The sequence below is a fragment of the Nocardiopsis sp. SBT366 genome (assembly GCF_001083815.1).
Taxonomy (GTDB): domain Bacteria; phylum Actinomycetota; class Actinomycetes; order Streptosporangiales; family Streptosporangiaceae; genus Nocardiopsis; species Nocardiopsis prasina.
Genome location: NZ_LAVM01000039.1, coordinates 41485 through 56129 on the forward strand (window position 1 = coordinate 41485; position 14645 = coordinate 56129).

General features: G+C 70.4%; 14 protein-coding genes and 1 pseudogene. 8 read left to right on the forward strand and 7 right to left on the reverse strand.

Annotated elements, in window-relative coordinates:
- The first annotated feature begins 47 nt into the window (after positions 1–47).
- Both ADX84_RS13865 and ADX84_RS13870 read left to right on the forward strand, forming a co-directional pair.
- Positions 48–1046: a DMT family transporter gene (locus tag ADX84_RS13865; protein WP_049573415.1), complete on the forward strand. Its 999-nt coding sequence runs from the start codon at positions 48–50 to the stop codon at positions 1044–1046.
- Positions 1040–2266 (forward strand): aromatic amino acid transaminase, encoded by a 1227-nt coding sequence (locus ADX84_RS13870; RefSeq protein ID WP_049573418.1) that lies wholly within the window; start codon positions 1040–1042, stop codon positions 2264–2266. The genes ADX84_RS13865 and ADX84_RS13870 overlap by 7 nt, the downstream gene beginning before the upstream one ends.
- A 55-nt stretch (positions 2267–2321) precedes the next feature.
- Here the strand turns inward: ADX84_RS13870 and ADX84_RS13875 are convergent, their stop codons facing one another.
- A complete protein-coding gene (locus ADX84_RS13875) occupies positions 2322–3569 on the reverse strand; it encodes an AI-2E family transporter (protein WP_369801080.1) in 1248 nt (415 codons plus the stop codon).
- Positions 3570–4133: 564 nt separating this feature from the next.
- On the opposite strand from ADX84_RS13875, the gene ADX84_RS13880 reads away from it, so the two are divergent.
- Entirely contained in the window at positions 4134–6452 is a 2319-nt protein-coding gene (locus ADX84_RS13880) for an FdhF/YdeP family oxidoreductase (protein WP_234003961.1), read from the forward strand.
- An 81-nt stretch (positions 6453–6533) separates the two neighbouring features.
- Here ADX84_RS13880 and ADX84_RS13885 read toward each other — a convergent pair whose 3' ends face one another.
- Positions 6534–6743: a hypothetical protein gene (locus ADX84_RS13885; protein WP_049573424.1), complete on the reverse strand. Its 210-nt coding sequence runs from the start codon at positions 6741–6743 to the stop codon at positions 6534–6536.
- Between the two features lie 145 nt (positions 6744–6888).
- Between ADX84_RS13885 and ADX84_RS13890 the strand changes: the two genes are divergently transcribed.
- On the forward strand, positions 6889–7368 hold the full coding sequence (locus tag ADX84_RS13890) for a GNAT family N-acetyltransferase (RefSeq protein WP_049573426.1): 480 nt from the start codon (positions 6889–6891) through the stop codon (positions 7366–7368).
- Between the two features lie 29 nt (positions 7369–7397).
- Positions 7398–7868: a fibronectin type III domain-containing protein gene (locus ADX84_RS13895; RefSeq protein WP_049573430.1), complete on the forward strand. Its 471-nt coding sequence runs from the start codon at positions 7398–7400 to the stop codon at positions 7866–7868.
- Between the two features lie 10 nt (positions 7869–7878).
- Here the strand turns inward: ADX84_RS13895 and ADX84_RS13900 are convergent, their stop codons facing one another.
- A complete protein-coding gene (locus ADX84_RS13900; protein WP_049573433.1) occupies positions 7879–8511 on the reverse strand; it encodes an MBL fold metallo-hydrolase in 633 nt (210 codons plus the stop codon).
- The gene (locus tag ADX84_RS13905; RefSeq protein ID WP_049573436.1) at positions 8508–9593 is read right to left on the reverse strand and encodes an S-(hydroxymethyl)mycothiol dehydrogenase; all 1086 of its coding nucleotides are present in this window, start codon (positions 9591–9593) and stop codon (positions 8508–8510) included. Before ADX84_RS13905 ends, ADX84_RS13900 begins: the two co-directional genes overlap by 4 nt.
- 262 nt (positions 9594–9855) lie before the next feature.
- On the opposite strand from ADX84_RS13905, the gene ADX84_RS13910 reads away from it, so the two are divergent.
- The gene (locus tag ADX84_RS13910) at positions 9856–10926 is read left to right on the forward strand and encodes a medium chain dehydrogenase/reductase family protein (RefSeq protein ID WP_049573465.1); all 1071 of its coding nucleotides are present in this window, start codon (positions 9856–9858) and stop codon (positions 10924–10926) included.
- A gap of 15 nt (positions 10927–10941) precedes the next feature.
- Here ADX84_RS13910 and ADX84_RS13915 read toward each other — a convergent pair whose 3' ends face one another.
- The 3 genes from ADX84_RS13915 to ADX84_RS13925 form a co-directional block, all read right to left on the reverse strand.
- Positions 10942–11763, reverse strand: coding sequence for an alpha/beta fold hydrolase (locus ADX84_RS13915; protein ID WP_049573438.1), 822 nt, complete (start codon positions 11761–11763; stop codon positions 10942–10944).
- Between the two features lie 190 nt (positions 11764–11953).
- A complete protein-coding gene (locus ADX84_RS13920; RefSeq protein ID WP_049573441.1) occupies positions 11954–12757 on the reverse strand; it encodes a peptidoglycan recognition family protein in 804 nt (267 codons plus the stop codon).
- A gap of 214 nt (positions 12758–12971) precedes the next feature.
- Positions 12972–13340, reverse strand: coding sequence for a DUF3817 domain-containing protein (locus ADX84_RS13925; protein ID WP_049573444.1), 369 nt, complete (start codon positions 13338–13340; stop codon positions 12972–12974).
- A 146-nt stretch (positions 13341–13486) separates the two neighbouring features.
- On the opposite strand from ADX84_RS13925, the gene ADX84_RS13930 reads away from it, so the two are divergent.
- Positions 13487–13879 (forward strand): GNAT family N-acetyltransferase, encoded by a 393-nt coding sequence (locus tag ADX84_RS13930; RefSeq protein WP_049573446.1) that lies wholly within the window; start codon positions 13487–13489, stop codon positions 13877–13879.
- Between the two features lie 559 nt (positions 13880–14438).
- Positions 14439–14645: pseudogene (locus ADX84_RS13935) on the forward strand (HNH endonuclease); the annotation flags it as partial.

Below are 14645 nucleotides of genomic sequence, written 5' to 3' on the forward strand. Positions count from 1 at the left end.
AATAAACAGCAATCGGCGGTCGCGGAGATCCCCGTACCTTCACAGCCATGAGCAGACCTACCGGCGCGACACCCTCGCTCACCGCCTCCCTGGCCGCGATGGCCGCGACCGTGGTGCTGTGGGCCGGGTTCGCCCTGAGCATCCGGGGGATCGGCGCCTCCGACCTCACCGCCACGGACGCGGCCCTCCTCCGGTTCCTGACCCCGCTGGTGGTGCTGGCCCCGTGGATCCCCCGGGCCGTGCGGCGCGTGCGACACGAACGCCCCGGAGTCCTGTTGGCGCTGTGCGTCGGCGCCGGACTCCCCTACTTCCTCCTGGCAGCCTGGGGCGGCTCCCTAACCAGCGCGGCCCTCGTGGGGATCGTGATCCCCGGGACCGTTCCGCTGTTCGTCACCGCGCTCGCGTTCGCGCTCTGGCGCACCCGGGCCCGCCCCGCCCGACTGGGCGCCCTCGTGCTGATCGTCCTGGGCGCGGCGGTGCCCGTGGCGGCAGCCGTCACCCCGGACCAGGCCACGGGGGTCGCGATCCTGCTCTGCGCGGGGCTCGTGTGGTCGGTGTACACCCTGGCGCTGCGGGAGACCACCCTCGATCCGGTCAGCGCCGCGATCGTCCTCTGCGCGCCCTCGGCCCTCCTGGCAGGGATACCGGTCCTGTTGGGCCTGGCGCCCTCAGCGCTGCTCGCGGGCGCCGCATCCCGTGACGTCCTGCTCTACGTCGCCGTCCAGGGCATCGGCGTCGGCGTGCTCGCCGCCCTGTGTTACGCGACCGCCATCCGCGGCCTCGGTGGCCCGGCCGCCGCCACCCTCGGTGCGCTCAGCCCGGTCGTCACCCTGCTCGCGGCCGTCCCGCTGTTCGGCGAGCCCGTCACCCTCACGACCACCGTCACCCTGCTGCTGGTCCTGACCGGTGTGATCGCCTTCAACCTGCTCGGCGCGGGGCGCCCCACCGGGACGCCTCCTCCCTCCACGCCGCCCCTCGCCCACCCGAGTCCACCCTCCACGCTCGAGGCAGTGGACCGCCGTCCCGAACTGGAGACCTCATGCTGATGCCGTCCACGAGCCCGCCGCGCACCGACCCCCTCTGGCGGCTCACCGCCGCCTGCGACGCCGACCCACGCCCCGAGCGACTCGACCTCCTCGTCGGCGTCTACCGCGACGACACCGGGTCCTCCCCGGTCTTCGGCGCGGTGGCCGAGGCCGAACGGAGACTCGCCGCACGCTCACACTCCAAGGAGTACCTGGGCCCCGCCGGCAACCGCGACTTCACCGACGCGCTCACCCGCATGCTGTTTCCCTCCGGGGACGTCCGCGCCCGCACGCTGGCGGTGCAGTCGGTGGCGGGCACCGGGGCGCTGCGGCTCCTGGCCGAACTCCTGGCCGCCACCGGGCCCGACCGGACCGTGCACCTGGGCACCCCCGCCTACCTCAACCACCGCACCATCCTCACCGCCGCCGGTCTGCGCGTGCGCGAGTACCCGATGCTGCTCCCCGACGGCCGACCGGACCCGGACGCCGCCCTCGCGGCCGTCGCCACGGCTGCACCCGGCGACGCGCTGTTGATCCAGGGGTGCTGCCACAACCCCACGGGCGCCGCGATGCCCACCCAACGCTGGGAGGAGCTCGCCCACGCGATGGCCGCGCGCGGGGTGGTGCCCTTCGTCGACCACGCCTACTTCGGCCTGGGCGACGGCCTCGACTCCGACCTGGAGGGCATGCGCCGGATGCTCGGTGTCCTGCCCGAAGCGGTGGTCGCGGTCAGCGCGTCCAAGGCCTGGGGCCTGTACAACGAACGCACCGGCTGCGCGATCGTGGTCTCCGACGACCCAGCCCGCCGTGCCCTCGCCTACAGCGTCCTGGAGACCACCGCCCGCGCCGGGTACTCGCAGCCACCCGACCACGGGGCGCGGATCGTCCACGAGATCCTCACCCGCCCGGAACTGCGCACCCGCTGGTCGGGGGAGCTCGACTCCATGCGCCTGCGCCTGGGGCACCTGCGCGAGGGGCTCACCGACGCCCTGGTGCGACGGACCGCCTCCACGGAGTTCGAGCCGCTGCGGGAACAGCGCGGCATGTTCCTGCGTCTGCCCCTCAGTGAGGACCAGATGGGACGGCTGCGCGACGAACACGCGATCCACGGTCTCCCCTCAGGGCGGATCAACCTCGCCGGCGTGCCCACCCGCCTCGTCGACCGCGTCGCCGACGCGATCACCCGGGTCCACAGCGGGCCCGAGGCGGTACGGCCGGTCCTCACGGGCGCCCGGGGGTGAGTCCGGCGGGGGCGTGCCCGAGCCCGCAGCCGTGCGGCCCCCACGGCGCCGTGGCTCAGGCCGTGGCCCCGGCCTCCCCGGCGCGCTCGCCGTCCGCCCGCCCGGATTCCGCACGCTCCTTGGAGGGCTCGGAGGAGGACGCCCGGTTGCGCAGCAGCGCCGCGAGGACCGCCGCGATCGGGGTGGCGAGGAACAGACCCGCCACCCCGCCGAGGATGCCGCCGACCGTCACTACGACCAGGACCACGGCGGACGGCAGCTCCAGGGCGCGGCCGTAGATGCGCGGCGCGAACACGTTGCTCTCCAACTGCTGTACCAGCAGCACCGCACCGAGCACGATCAGCGCCACCACCCAGTTCTCGGTCACCAGGGCCACCAGGACGGCCAGCAACCCGCTCAGGAAGGCACCGATGATCGGCAGGAACGCGCCCACGAAGGTGAGCACGATGAGCGGGATGGCCAGACTCGTGTCGATCAGCAGGATCAGCGCGATACCGATGCCGATCGCGTCGATCACCCCCACCAGCGCCACCCCGCGCACGTAGTTGCCCATCACCTCGTAGGAGACCCCCGCCGAGTGGCGCAGGACCGGACGGGAACCGACCGGCAGCAGACTGGCGATCCAGTCCATGAGCTTGTCGCCCGAGTGCACGAAGTAGATGGTCAGGACGATGATCAGCACGATCCCGAGCACGACCCGGGACACGGCGGTGGTCGCCGTCCACGCGCCGCTCAGGACCTGGTTGCTGTTCTCGGTGATCAGGGACTGCACCTGCTCCCAGGCGCTGTCGATCGCCTCGGTGAGCAGTGCCGGGTCCAGGCCGAAGGGCAGGGCCATCGTCTGGAGCTGGGAGACCGCGCTGTTGACGCTGGCCACGAGGTCGTCGAAGCTCGCGATCGCCGGGGTCACGATGAGAGTGACCACCCCGCTGTAGATCGCCAACGCGACCAGCATGGTGATCGTCGTCGACGACCCCCGGCCGAAACCCCGGCGCCTGATCAGGTTGGGGCGGCGCAGCCAGTTCGCCAGGGGCATCAGCAGCGCGGTGAGGAACACCGCGATGATGAGGGGGAGCGTGACCACCGACAGCAGGGTGAGGGCGTAGACCAGCAGCCCCGCCACCACGCCGACGACCAGGATGCGCCAGGCGGCGTCGGCGGCCACGCGCAGCAGATCACCGGCGCGCGCGCCGTCGTCCGGGTCCGGCGTTCCAGGGCCCGACCGCTCGGCCTCGGCCCGCTCCCGTGCTCGCTCCCGCTCCCGCTCGACACGGGCCCTGCGGGTGGCGTTCCACTTGTTCACGAGGGCCCCGACGCCCGGCCACTGGGCTTGCACATGTGCTCCGTTCTCCGATCGGCGCGGACACCGTCGTCACGCGCCACGAACCGCGTCGACCAGCACTCCGGAACACCTGGCGAGTGGTCAGTGACACGGGGTGACCACGAGTCTGGCGTCCGAGCGCGGCACGCGGCGGGAGGCGCGCGCCGCGTCACCGGATGGGCGTGTCGCCCGGAGTGCCCCACTCACCCGCCACTGTCGGCGCCCTCCCCGAACACGGTGCCGGGCCGCGAGTGGGCCTGAGCCAACACCCGAGCCAGCGTTCACCCCTGCTCGGTAAAGCCGTTCCGGGCTCCGACGCCCACGATTGCGGCTTCGAAATAGGCCCACGCGAAGACGACGAGCCTGCGGCGCGGAACCGCTCACGCGCGCACCAACCCGGAGCGCCGTCCCTCCCACGGCCGATCCCGAACCGGTGGTGGCGCAAGGAAAGCCTTTGGCAAAGTCCGGAACGGCGCCGCCCTCTGACTGACCCGGATCCGGTCTCATCACCGTGGAACGGTGTGGACCGGGTGGGGGGACGGCGAAGTGTCGGACGAGAAGTGGTCACAGCGCGACTACCACCACCCCGCGGCAGGGTGGGGCGCGGCGAGGTCGGTGCTGGGCCTCATCGCGGGAGAGGGCGAGTGGGTCGACGGCACCCGCGCGATCTTCCGGATGAACCACGAGAACGGTGGCTTCGACTGCCCCGGCTGCGCGTGGCCCGACGACCTCAAGGGTCTCAAGCTCGACATCTGCGAGAACGGGATCAAGCACGTCACCTGGGAGATGACCCGTAAACGGGTGGACCGTGACTTCTTCGCCCGACACACCGTCACCGAACTGCGCCACTGGAGCGCGTTCGAGCTGGAGGACCAGGGACGACTGACCGAACCCATGGTCTACGACCCCGACACCGACCGGTACGAGCCGATCAGCTGGCAGGACGCGTTCGACCTGGTCGGCGCCCACCTGCGTGCACTGGAATCCCCCCACGAGGCGGCCTTCTACACCTCCGGCCGGCTCGGCAACGAGGCCAGCTTCCTCTACCAGCTCATGGCCCGCGAGTACGGTACCAACAACCTCCCCGACTGCTCCAACATGTGCCACGAGGCGTCGGGCCGTGCGCTGAAGGCCTCCATCGGCACGGGGAAGGGGACCGCTGATCTCAAGGACTGGGAGGCCGCCGAGGCCATCTTCGTCATGGGGGTCAACGCCGCCTCCAACGCCCCGCGCATGCTCACCGCACTGGCTGAGGCGCACCAGCGAGGCACACGGATCGTGCACGTCAACCCGCTGGTGGAGGCCGCCGCCACCAGGACCATCGTCCCGCACGACTTCGTGGAGATGGGGCTGATGCGCCCCACCCGCACCAGCAACCTCAACCTCCAGATCCGCCCGGGCGGCGACATGGCGCTGATGCGCGGCATCGCCAAGGTGCTCCTGGAGAAGGCCGAACGCGACCCCAGGGCCCTGGACCCCGAGTTCGTCGAGCGCCACACCACCGGGTTCGAGGAGTACCGGGCGTTGTGCGCCGCCACCTCCTGGGAGCAGCTGGAGCGACAGTCCGGCCTGGACCGCGAGCGGATCATCGACGCGGCCCAGATCTACTCGCTCTCCGACCGCACCCTCATCAGCTGGTGCCTGGGCATCACCCAGCACGAGCACGGCGTGGACACCGTCCGCGAGATCGTCAACGTGCTGCTCCTGCGCGGCAACCTCGGCAGGGAGGGCGCGGGACCCTCCCCGGTGCGCGGGCACAGCAACGTGCAGGGCAACCGCACCTGCGGGATCGACCACCGGCCCACCCCGGAGTTCCTGGACGGCGTCGCCGAGGCCTGCGGGATCGACCCGCCGCGCGAACCCGGACTGGACACCGTCGGCACCGTCCGAGCCATGAACGAGGGCGCCGTGAAGGTGTTCGTGGGTATGGGAGGGAACTTCGCCAAGGCCGCCCCCGACACCCCGTACACGGCGGCCGGGTTGCGCAAGTGCGACCTCACGGTGCACGTCAGCACCAAGCTCAACCACAGCCACCTGGAACACGGCAGGGCCGCGCTCATCCTGCCCTGTCTCGGCCGCACCGAGAAGGACCACCAGCGTGCCGGGCTGCAGTCCTCCTCGGTCGAGGACTCCATGAGCATGGTGCACCTGTCCGTGGGTATGAAGCGCCCCGCCTCACCGCACCTGCTCTCCGAACCGGCGATCATCGCGGGCATCGCCCGGGCCACGCTGCCGGACAGCGCAACGCCCTGGGAACACTACGTGGAGGACTACGACCGCATCCGCGACACCATGGCCCAGGCCCTGACCGGGTTCGAGGACTTCAACCGCCGGGTGCGCCTGCCCCTGGGCTTCCGGCTGGTGCAGCCCGCCCGCGAACTGGTCTTCCTCACCCCGTCCGGGCGCGCGGAGTTCTCCCTGGCCGAGCTGCCCGACGTGGTGCCCGCCGAGGACGACGTGCTGGTCCTCCAGACCATGCGCTCCCACGACCAGTGGAACACCACCGTCTACTCGAACGACGACCGCTACCGGGGTGTGCGCAACCTGCGCACCCTCGTGTTCATGAACGCCAGGGACATGCGGGACCGGGGCATCGCCGAGGGCGACCCGGTGGACATCGAGTCGACGTCCCGGGACGGCTCGCGCCGACGCCTGCGCCGCTACCGTGCACTCGCCTACGACGTACCGCGCGGCAGCGCCGCCGGGTACATGCCCGAGATGAACGTCCTCGTCGGCTCCGCCGACTACAGCACCCAGAGCGACCAGCCGTTGATGAAGAACCTCCTGGTCCGGGTGGTGTTGTCCACGGACACCGAGGAGGAGGCGAACCACGGGGAGCGGATCGAGGGGGCCCGAGCCCGCTAGACGGCGCGGCCGAAGATCCGCCGCCGTCCCGACGGCACACCGCCGCCCGCCGGTCCGCGACCCCCTCGGGTGGGGCAGGGATCACTCGGAGGGTTCGGGCAGGTCCGGGCACTCGACGGTCGGGTTGACGCCGACGTAGTTCAGCGGACCGACGAAGATCGTGACCACGACACTGCCCACGGAGGAACAGGACGCCTCCGAAGCGCTGAAGTCACCGCGTTGGGCCGCTGCCGCCACGCCGATGGCGAGCCAGACGAGGACGAGAACGGAGAGGGTGGCGCTGGTGCGCATTGCTGCCTCCTGGGGGGCGGGGACTCTCGGAGGACACACCTACCCAGGAAGGCCCCCGCCTACCGGACCCGGTTTCCGAACCGTGCGCCTCTCCGGCCCGAAAAGCCGTGGCGGTCCCGCTTCGCGGTCCGTAGGGTGCCATCCCATGACCGACTCCCCCGTTTCCCCCGCCACCACCCCGCGACTGGTGGAGATCACCGACGACAACTTCCAGGCCGCCCACCGGATCCGGGTCCGCGAGGACCAGGACCAGTACGTCGCCCCGGTGCTGTACTCCCTGGCGCAGGCCTACACGAACCGCGACACCGCATGGCCCCGCCTGCTCATGGACGGCGACGAGGCGGTCGGCTTCATCATGGCGAGGTTCGCCCCCGATGACGATGACCCCGACTTCCGTGCCGAGATCTGGCGGCTCAACATCGCGGAGAAGCACCAGGGCCGGGGGTACGGCCGCCACGCGGTGGAGGGCGCGCTCGCCGAGGCCCGGAGCCGTGGCTTCTCCCGGGTCAGCGTCACCTGGGTGCCGGGGGAGAGCAGCCCCGAGGGCTTCTACCTCGGCCTGGGCTTCCGAAGGACCGGCCGTGTGGAGGACGGGGAGATCGTGGGGGTGATCGACCTCGACTGACCCCGGCGCGGGAATCCCGGACCACCGTCGTGGCCATCGCCTTCGTCGCCATCACCCTCGGCGCGGTGGCGGTCCTGCGCCCTGGCGCAGGCGGCGATCTCATCCAGCAGCTCCGACCGGAGGCCGCCGCGACCCCTGAGGAGCAGCAGCCACAGTCCGGAGGGGAGACCGGGAACGCGGAGTCCTCCGACCACCCGGCGCCTCCCGCCGGACTGGTCGAGGACTCCGCCCCCAGTGACGTCGTCCTGGAGGACACCGGGCACACCGTGACGGTGACGTGGACGGACAACACCGACCCCGCCGCCGCGCACCAGGTGATCGGCGGCCCCGCAGGGGAGACTCCGGGCAACCTCGCCGACGCCGAGCCGGGCTCCGGGCAGGCGCGGGTCAGCGGACTCGACGCCGCCCGGGACTACTGCTTCGTCGTCATCGCCGTGCTCAGCGTGGACGAGATCGCTCCGTCGGAGCAGGCGTGCACGGAGCGGGCCACCGCCTCCTGACCGGCCGGTCTCAGTGCCCCCGGTCCAGCCACGCCTGGAGGTGTGGGGCCTCCGCGCCGATGGTCGTGGACTCGCCGTGCCCGGTGTGGACCGTCGTCTCCTGGGGGAGCGACAGCAGGCGGGTGCGGATGGAGTCCACGATGGTCGGGAAGTCCGAGAAGGACCGTCCGGTCGCCCCCGGGCCGCCCTGGAAGAGGGTGTCGCCACTGAACAGCACGTCGAGTTCCGGGGCGTACAGGCACACCGCCCCGGGGGCGTGACCCGGGGTGTGCAGCACGGTGAGTTCGGTACCCCCGACCTCGATGACCTGCCCGTCGGCCAGCTCTGCGTCCGGGGCACGGTCCGGGTGGGTCATGTCCCACAGCACCCGGTCCTCGGGGTGCAGCAGGATCGGCGCCCCGGCCGCGTCGGCCACCTCCGGGGCGGCGTTCACGTGGTCGTTGTGGCCGTGCGTGCACACCACCGCCACCACCCGGCGCCCGCCCACCGCCGTCAGGATCGCCCCGGCGTCGTGCGGGGCGTCCACGACCACGACCTCCTCGTCGTCACCCACCAGCCAGACGTTGTTGTCCACCTCCCAGGAACCGCCGTCCAGGGTGAAGACCCCGGACGTGGTCAGGTGTTCCACTCGCGCGTCACTCACAGTCGCACCACCGATCGCAGTACTTCGCCGCGCTCCATGCGGGCGAAAGCGTCCTCGACGTCACCGAGCCCGATCTCCTCGGTGACGAAACCGTCCAGGTCCAGCCTGCCCTGTGTGTAGAGGTCGATGAGCATCGGGAAGTCCCGGGAGGGCAGGCAGTCCCCGTACCAACTCGACTTCAGGGCCCCGCCCCGGCCGAACACGTCCAACAGCGGCAGTTCCAAACGCATCTCCGGCGTGGGCACACCCACCAGCACCACGGTGCCCGCCAGATCGCGAGCGTAGAAGGCCTGCTCGTAGGTTTGGGGCAGACCCACCGCGTCGATCACCACGTCCGCGCCGAAACCTTCGGTGAGAGCGCGGATCGCCTCGACCGGGTCGGTCTCCCGGGCGTTCACGGTGTGGGTGGCGCCGAACCCGCGCGCCCACTCCAGCTTGCGCTCCTCCAGGTCCACGGCGATGATCCGGCCGGCTCCGGCCAGTCGGGCCCCGGCCACGGCCGCGCTGCCCACGCCTCCGCAGCCGATCACCGCGACTGAATCACCGCGGCCCACCCCGCCGGTGTTGATGGCGGCGCCGATCCCGGCCATGATCCCGCAGCCGAGCAGCCCCGCTGCGGCGGGTGAGGCGGACGGGTCGACCTTGGTGCACTGACCGGCGGCGACCAGCGTCTTCTCGGCGAACGCACCGATGCCCAGGGCGGGGGAGAGTTCGGTCCCGTCCTCCAGGGTCATCTTCTGGTCGGCGTTGTGGGTGTCGAAACAATACTGCGGGCGCCCCCGCCGACAGGCGCGGCACTCTCCGCACACCGCCCGCCAGTTGAGGACCACGTAGTCGCCGGGTACGACGTGGGTGACGTTGGCTCCCACGGACTCGACCACGCCCGCCGCCTCGTGACCGAGCAGGAAGGGGTACTCGTCGTTGATCCCGCCCTCCCGGTAGTGCAGGTCCGTGTGGCAGACACCGCAGGCCTGGACCCGGACCACAGCCTCTCCGGGGCCGGGGTCGGGGACGACGATCGTGGTGAGTTCCACGGGTGCGCCCTTCGCACGCGAGATCACACCCTGGACCTGTTGGGACATGGAGACACTCCCTGAACTCGTGGCTGCCGGTACCGGTGGGTACCGTCCCGGGTCACCCTGCCGCACGCCCGGACACGTGTCCAACATCAGGGTGTGGGTCAGGGATTGACAAAAAGCACGTGTGAGTGTGTACTCACATACATACGATGGTCCGCTTCTCGGAATCCCAAGACTGAGCCACTCAAAGGTGGGTGTTTCTGGGGTTTCGAGGTTCAGTGTGGATGTATGTGTGAGTGAGTGCTCACAAAATTAGGAGCTCATGATGACCCAGAACGAACCCCGTCGTCCGAACACCGGCGGCGGCGTGGACGCCACGGAGGTCCTGCTCCCCGGCCGCGTGGCCCCCGAAGGGCTGGTGGTCCGCCACCGCAGGCTCGACCCGCCCGGGCCCGGCCGGGTCACACTGCGGATGGAGGCCACCGGCGTTTCCTTCGCCGAACAGCAGATGCGCCGGGGGAAGTACTTCGACCAGCCGCCCTTCCCGTTCGTGCCCGGCTACGACCTCGTCGGCAGCGTCACGGAGGTCGGCCCCGGGGCGGACCCCACCATGAAGGGTCGCCGCTACGCCGCCCTCACCAAGGTGGGCGCCTGGGCCAGCCACGTCGTCCTGCCCGCCACCGATCTCGTTCCCGTGCCCGAAGGGACCGATCCCGGCACGGCAGAGGCGTTGGTGGTCAACGGAGTGACGGCCTACCGCATGCTCCACCAGCTCGCCCGTGTCCGGTCCGGTGACACGGTGCTGGTCCACGGCGCCAACGGTGGGGTGGGCTCACTCCTGGTCCAACTGGCCCGCCACGCGGGGGCCACCGTCATCGGCACCGCCTCGGCCCGCAACGCCGAGGCCGTCCGCTCACTGGGAGCCACCCCGCTCGACTACCGTGAACCCGATCTCCCCGGACGGGTCCGCGCACTGGCTCCGGACGGGGTGAACGCGGTCTTCGACCACATCGGCGGCCCCGGGCTGGTCGACTCCTTCGGGCTCCTCGCGCGCGGAGGCACCCTGGTCTCCTACGGCACCGCCGCCACCAGGGACGTGGACGGCAGCGCGATGCTCCCCGTGCTGCTGCTGTTCGCGCGGCTCCTGCGGTGGAACACGCTTCCCAACGGGCGCGGCGCCCACTTCTTCAACCTCTGGAGCGGGCACCGCAGGAGGGTGGACTTTCAGCGCAGGCTCGCCCGGGACCTGGGTGCGGTCCTCGACCTGCACACCGAGGGGGTCCTCGACCCTCCTGTCGCTGCCCGCGTCCCGCTGTCCGAGGTGGCTTCGGCCATGACCCTGGCTGAGTCGGGCACCGTGGTCGGCAAGGTCCTCCTGGTCCCCGACCAGCCCTGAGTCCCGCCCCCGTGATCAGCGCCGGAGGAAGTCCACCAGCGCGGCGGTCAGCTGTGCGGGTGCGTCCAACTGGACGAGGTGACCTGCGCCCGCAATGGGGTGGGTCTCAACGCCCGGGATCAGAGCGGCGAGTGCCTGGGAACGCTCCGGCGGAATCCAGGTGTCCCGCTCGCCCCAGGCCAGCAGCACCGGCGGTTCGATCCGCGGGTACAGGCCCTGCACCTCGTCCGTATGGGTCTGGTCGGCCTGCTTGATCTGGCGGTAGAACGCCGACTGCCCATCCACCCCGGTCCACGGATCCACCAATTGGTCCAGAACCGGCCGCCGCAGCCCCGGGGCGCTGGCCGAACTCACGTACTCGGTCACCAGCGCCCGGTGCAGCGCTGGGGGAAGCTGCTCGAAGACCTCGGTGTGCTCGCCCACCAGTCGGAAGAACGGAGAACCCCACGGAGCCATCGCCACCGGGGAAACCAGGGCCAGCCGCGAGTACGCGGCCCCGTGCAGCAGGTGGGCCCGGAGCGCCACCGCGCCGCCGAAGTCGTGGGCGACCACACTCGGGGCCTCCAGGCCCCAGTGCGCCAGCAGTTCGGTGAAGACCTGTCCCTGGGTCGCCAGGGACACGTTCTGACCCGTCCGCATCTCGGAGGTTCCGTACCCGGGCATGTCCCAGAAGTACACCCGGTGGCGGGGTGCCAACGCGGCGGCCACGTCCCGCCACACGTACGACGAGAACGGCGTTCCGTGCAGCAGCACCACCGGCTCTCCCGAACCGACGGTGCCCCAGCGCACTGCGCCCGCGCTCGACGCGAACTCCTCCGGAACCGCCTGATCGGTCATGTCCGTCCGCCCGTCGTCTTCCTGATGGCCTCGAACGAAGCCGCCGTGATCGTATCCGGGAGGTCTGACAAACGGAGCGTCAGCGGTGGCCGGGGAAAGGGGGCGGCGCCCGACCTCCGTCAGGCGCCGCCACTGACTGTCTGACCGGATCCTGAGTGACGTCGAACGGGGAGACGTCCTCATGGATGGGTCAGCGGGTGAAGTCGTCGGCCCCTCGGCCGGGACCGTGGACGAACTCGCGCAGGGGCTCGTCCCTGGGCACGGGCGGGTAGGTGGGCTGGTCCTGGGCGGGCACCGTGCGAGTGCCGATCTCCAGGCCCTGGGCCAACATCACGCCGGTGACCGCGTTGCGCAGGTCGGGCAGCATCGCGTACAGCACGTCACCGGGGCAGGCCGTCGCGTTGAAGTCCCGGTGGCCGAGGATCGCCTCCTGCGGGTTGAGGCCGTAGGCGCCGCACAGCCAGGCCAGGGTGGACACCAGGGAGTCCGTGAGGGCCTGGGTGGGGCCCTCGTCCATGTAGGTGCCCTCGTTCTCGATGCCCACGCACGTGCTGTTGTTGTTGGCCACGTGAGAGCCCACGCAGTGCTGGCCCTCGCGGACGGCCGGGACGGCGCGGTCGCGGCCCTCCATGATGTGGCCGCCACGGCTGATCGTGAACTGCTGGCCCGCGTCTGCCCAGCCGTTGCTGTCCATGTGGAAGTTCTGGATGGAGCGGGACAGCGCCAGCGCGTGCCCCTCGGAGTGGTCGGCGCTGTTGGCGGTCGCCGTGTGGTGCACGACCACGAAGCTGGGCGGGGCCGCCAGGACCTGGATGGGGGTCGACGGGGGGCGGGCGCCCCAGTCGGCGCGGAAGTACATCGGCGGTTTTGCTGCCGCGGCAGGGTCGGCGTACGCGGGGGAGACGCCGAACGCGCCTCCAGCCCAGGCCGCGCCGGGGGCGACGGCCGCGCCTCGAAGGACCGTGCGCCGGTCCGGTCCGTGTCGCTGTGGCATGGGGGAGACCCTTCTGATGGGAGCCGGTTACTTGCCAGTTCACAACTGAACATGGATGGCTCACCGCACGCAAAGGGTCCCTTACGAGATTCTGCTGTCCGATATCGGACAAAAGGTAAACCCCTTACCCCTCTGTTCAGTAAGAGAACGCTGGGGTAAGGGGTGACCTTTGTTGCTGGTGTTTCCTGGCGTCTTCCGGCACGCCGCGATCTGGTCAGGCGACCTTCGCGGGCTCCTCGGCGCTCGTGCCCCGAGTCCCGTCCGTGCGCTCGGCCGGATCGGTCAGACGTCCGGTCCGGTGCAGCCACCAGTCGGCGGGCAGCGTGCCCAGGGGAGGGATGGAAGCGGCCAACGCGACCAGGGTCGGCCACACGCCCCAGCGCAGACGGTAGGCGGCGACCAGGGCAACCAGCACGTAGACCATGAAGGCGCCGCCGTGCAGCGGGCCGAAGATCTGAACGCCCAGCTCGCTGCCGTTGCCGAGGTGCTTGAAGTACATGCCGACGAGGAGTCCGGCCCAGGTGAAGGCCTCGAAGACGGCCACCACACGGAAGGTTCGGGCGATCAGGGTCGTGATGCTCAACGGGGTTCCTCGGGCTCGTCGCTGTTCGGGGAGGGTCCCGAGGGACTCCCGGGCCGCAACCAGGCTAGGTCACCCCAGTCGGGACCCGGTTCCGGGGGCGACTGTTGACATTCCGCAGGGGGAGCGAGCCCGAGTACCGTCTCCCCATGCAGATCCAGGTGCGCTGCCCCGTCGACGACGGGGAACTCTCCCGCCTCCACGCCGATGCCTTCGGGCACGAGCCTCTCCTGGTTCCCTGGTCTGAGCGGCTGGAACGTCACAGCCGCTCTTGGGCCGGGGCCTTCGACGAGGGAAAGCTCGTGGGCTTCGTCCACGCGGTGTGGGATGGGGGAGCGCACGCCTTCCTCCTGGACACGGCCGTTTCCTCTGGTCACCAGCGTCGCGGGGTTGGTGGTCGAGTTGTCGCCGCGCTCATCGGTGACCTACGAGAGTTGGGCATCGACTGGCTGCACGTCGACTACGAACCCCACCTTGAGGGCTTCTACGAGTCCTGCGGATTCCGCCACACCCGAGCGGGTCTGCTCCGCGTCTCCGGGTGAGGCGCTGTCAGTGCTGCTTCGCAGAGAGGGACAGAGCCTTCATTCCTTTATTGAGCGGGGGCAGCCCACTGGGCCGCACTCGCCTGGTTCTGCGCGGATCGTTTCTCGTGTCGCGGCTGGTCAATGTCGCAAACGAAAGGCGGCTGCGAAGGAGGGAGCGCCTCCGGGTCTGTGCGGATCGGTGCCCGTGTTGCGGTTGGTCAATGTCGCCAGCGAAAAGCGGCAGCGAAGGAAGCAGCGCCCCCAGGTCTGCGCGGATCGGTGCCCGTGTCGCGGCTGGTTACCGTCTGGGACGAATTACATAACACACCCGAGCGGCTTTCGCGGGTTATCCACAAGCCCTTTTCGGTGGAAAGGAACCTGGTATTCCAGGTCGCATTCCCTCTTGCCTTCCATTCCTTTTTCTTCTATTCGCGCATACAATGGAAGCATGACCTTCTCCTTCGCGCACCACACGGTAATGGCGGGACACTCTCCCGCTGTGACCGCGATGCGCCACGCGAGGGAACAGGTCACCCACGCTCTCACTGAGGCACCTCCGGCTGGTGCGGTAGCGGGGGTGCTGGACGATATCTGCCACCTGTGGCAGGACATGGACCAGGCCACACTCGCCATCCTGTTGCGCCTGGCCCAAATCCAGGCCACCGGTAACCTCCTCGAAGTCGGCGGACAACGCACCCTGGCCGGATGGATCACCCAAGCCCTGGGCACCAGCCCGGCCCAGGCCCGCTCCCTGGCCTGCCTGGCCCAAGCCCTCTTCAACGAA

What these genes read in the sequence shown, in the direction of transcription:
- ADX84_RS13865 (WP_049573415.1), top strand. Translation starts at nt 48, where the DNA reads ATGAGCAGACCTACCGGCGCGACACCCTCGCTCACCGCCTCCCTGGCC.
- ADX84_RS13870 (WP_049573418.1), top strand. Translation starts at nt 1,040, where the DNA reads ATGCTGATGCCGTCCACGAGCCCGCCGCGCACCGACCCCCTCTGGCGG.
- ADX84_RS13885 (WP_049573424.1), bottom strand. Translation starts at nt 6,743, where the DNA reads ATGCGCACCAGCGCCACCCTCTCCGTTCTCGTCCTCGTCTGGCTCGCC.
- ADX84_RS13890 (WP_049573426.1), top strand. Translation starts at nt 6,889, where the DNA reads ATGACCGACTCCCCCGTTTCCCCCGCCACCACCCCGCGACTGGTGGAG.
- ADX84_RS13905 (WP_049573436.1), bottom strand. Translation starts at nt 9,593, where the DNA reads ATGTCCCAACAGGTCCAGGGTGTGATCTCGCGTGCGAAGGGCGCACCC.
- ADX84_RS13910 (WP_049573465.1), top strand. Translation starts at nt 9,856, where the DNA reads ATGACCCAGAACGAACCCCGTCGTCCGAACACCGGCGGCGGCGTGGAC.
- ADX84_RS13915 (WP_049573438.1), bottom strand. Translation starts at nt 11,763, where the DNA reads ATGACCGATCAGGCGGTTCCGGAGGAGTTCGCGTCGAGCGCGGGCGCA.
- ADX84_RS13920 (WP_049573441.1), bottom strand. Translation starts at nt 12,757, where the DNA reads ATGCCACAGCGACACGGACCGGACCGGCGCACGGTCCTTCGAGGCGCG.
- ADX84_RS13930 (WP_049573446.1), top strand. Translation starts at nt 13,487, where the DNA reads ATGCAGATCCAGGTGCGCTGCCCCGTCGACGACGGGGAACTCTCCCGC.